The organism is Sphingomonas sp. (assembly GCF_031380695.1).
Taxonomy (GTDB): domain Bacteria; phylum Pseudomonadota; class Alphaproteobacteria; order Sphingomonadales; family Sphingomonadaceae; genus Sphingomicrobium.
Genome location: NZ_JANMWY010000237.1, coordinates 1 through 2,131 on the forward strand (window position 1 = coordinate 1; position 2,131 = coordinate 2,131).

Below are 2,131 nucleotides of genomic sequence, written 5' to 3' on the forward strand. Positions count from 1 at the left end.
GCCATGAGCAATGTCATCTCCACCCGCCTCCTCGTCCTCGGCTCCGGCCCGGCGGGTCTCACCGCCGCCATCTACGCCGCCCGCGCCGGCCTGTCGCCGGTCGTCGTCCAGGGCATCCAGCCCGGCGGCCAGCTGACCACCACCACCGATGTCGAGAATTATCCCGGCTTTCGCGATGTCATCCAGGGCCCGTGGCTGATGGAGGAAATGCAGGCCCAGGCCGAGCATGTCGGGACGCGCATGGTGTGGGACCATATCGCCTCGGTCGACCTGACGCGGCGCCCGTTCGTGCTCAAGGGCGACAGTGGCGAATATCATGCCGACACGCTGATCATCGCCACCGGCGCGCAAGCCAAATGGCTCGGGCTGCCGTCCGAGGAACATATGAAGGGCAAGGGCGCGTCGGCTTGCGCGACCTGCGACGGCTTTTTCTATCGCGGCAAGAAGGTCGCGGTGATCGGCGGCGGCAATACGGCGGTCGAGGAGGCGCTCTACCTCACCAACCACAGCCACGACGTCACCCTGATCCACCGCCGCGACAGTCTGCGCGCCGAGAAGATCCTGCAGGACCGGCTGTTCGCCCACCAGAACATCAAGATCATCTGGCACAGCGAAGTCGCCGAATTCGTCGCCGGCGGGACGCCCGAAGCGCTGGTCGGGCTCGATTTGCGCGACGTCCGCACCGGCGAGATTTCGCGGATCGATGTCGACGGGGCGTTCGTCGCGATCGGCCACAAGCCCGCGACCGAATTGTTCGCGGGCAAGATCACGCTCGACGCCGACGGCTACATAGAGTGCGCCCCGGGCAGCACCCGGACCAACGTGCCGGGCGTGTTCGCGTGCGGCGATGTGATGGACAAGCTGTACCGGCAGGCGGTGACGGCGGCGGGAACGGGCTGCATGGCCGCGCTCGATGCCGAGCGGTTCCTGGCGGAGATGGAGTTCGAAGCGCTGCAGGCGGCGGAGTAGGGTCGCACTCTTCACACTGATTCACGGTCACGAAGGGTTTTTGCGGGCGACGGCGGTGTTCAAAGTTCACTAAAGTTCACACGGTACCGAGGTTTTCGCGCGGGGATATAAGCGCGCGAGATATGTGATGGCCGATGCTTAGAAAGAACGCTGTTGTGGTGGCATAAGTTGGGGGCTGTAGGACAGCATTTTCTTGTTGTCCGTTTTTTGGTGGTTAGCAGTCTAGCCGGTTATGTTGCATGTGAGCTGACAGCGCAAAGCCGACAGCGGTCAGTTCGTATTACATGTCACTTATTGCATGACAGAAACGGGGAATGATGTGCCGCCATCGACAAAAAGAACGCGGCTGACCTCACGCCAGTTTCATCGCTGGCTCGGCATCGGCGCGGCGGTACTGTTTATCTTGGTTTCGGTCACCGGCGTCGCCCTTCAGTATCAGCAGATATTCGGGTCCGAGGAAGCGGCGAAGGAGGCCGCAGCTTTGATCGTGTCGCCGTTGTCGCTCGCCAAGCCCACCGGCCTCGACCCAGCCGCGCTCGACCGTGCGCGCACGACGCTTCTCGCTCGCTATGGCAATCGCTCGGTCACTGGAGTCGACTGGCAGATCAAGGCCTCGAATCCATCGTTCGTGTTCCACCTCGACGGGAGCGACCCGCGCAAGGTTGCGGTAAGCGTGGCGAACGGTGTGATCCTCTCCGACGAGCCCGATGGAGAAGACTGGTTGCTCCGGCTCCATTCGGGGGAGATCATCGGCGACGGCGGCAAGTTCCTTGGCCTGCTGTGGGGACTGGGGCTGGTCGCAATGACGCTGACCGGGGTGTGGATTTACGTCAAAATGTATCGCGCTCGGCAGAAGGGTTCGGCATCGCAGTTGACCGGGTGGCGACGGTATTTCTGGTGAAGGCCACCCTGCCTGCCGTCCTCGCGGCCTTTATCGCCGCAGCACCGCTAAGCGCACAGACCAGAGGCACTGCCGGTGATGTCACCCCGCAGCCGAAGGTTCCCGCGCCAACCCGGCAGGGGCTTTATTTCAAGCCCGATGCGGGGATCGTCTATCAGTCGGGCGACTTCCGCCTGACCGCGTGGGGGTTCGCCGAACGGCTGATTAACCCCGACGGACCCGACACTTTCCGGCGCGTGCGGCAGGGCGCGGAGATCGACC

At 63.5% G+C, this 2,131-nt stretch carries 3 protein-coding genes; all 3 read left to right on the forward strand.

What is annotated here, in order from left to right; all coding sequences use genetic code 11:
- Positions 1–3: 3 nt before the first annotated feature.
- A complete protein-coding gene (gene trxB / locus RMN84_RS08440; RefSeq protein WP_309611737.1) occupies positions 4–969 on the forward strand; it encodes a thioredoxin-disulfide reductase in 966 nt (321 codons plus the stop codon).
- A 298-nt stretch (positions 970–1,267) separates the two neighbouring features.
- On the forward strand, positions 1,268–1,870 hold the full coding sequence (locus tag RMN84_RS08445) for a PepSY domain-containing protein (protein ID WP_309611735.1): 603 nt from the start codon (positions 1,268–1,270) through the stop codon (positions 1,868–1,870).
- Positions 1,867–2,131: hypothetical protein (locus RMN84_RS08450; RefSeq protein ID WP_309611736.1), on the forward strand; the 265-nt coding region annotated here is incomplete at its 3' end. The genes RMN84_RS08445 and RMN84_RS08450, both read left to right, overlap by 4 nt.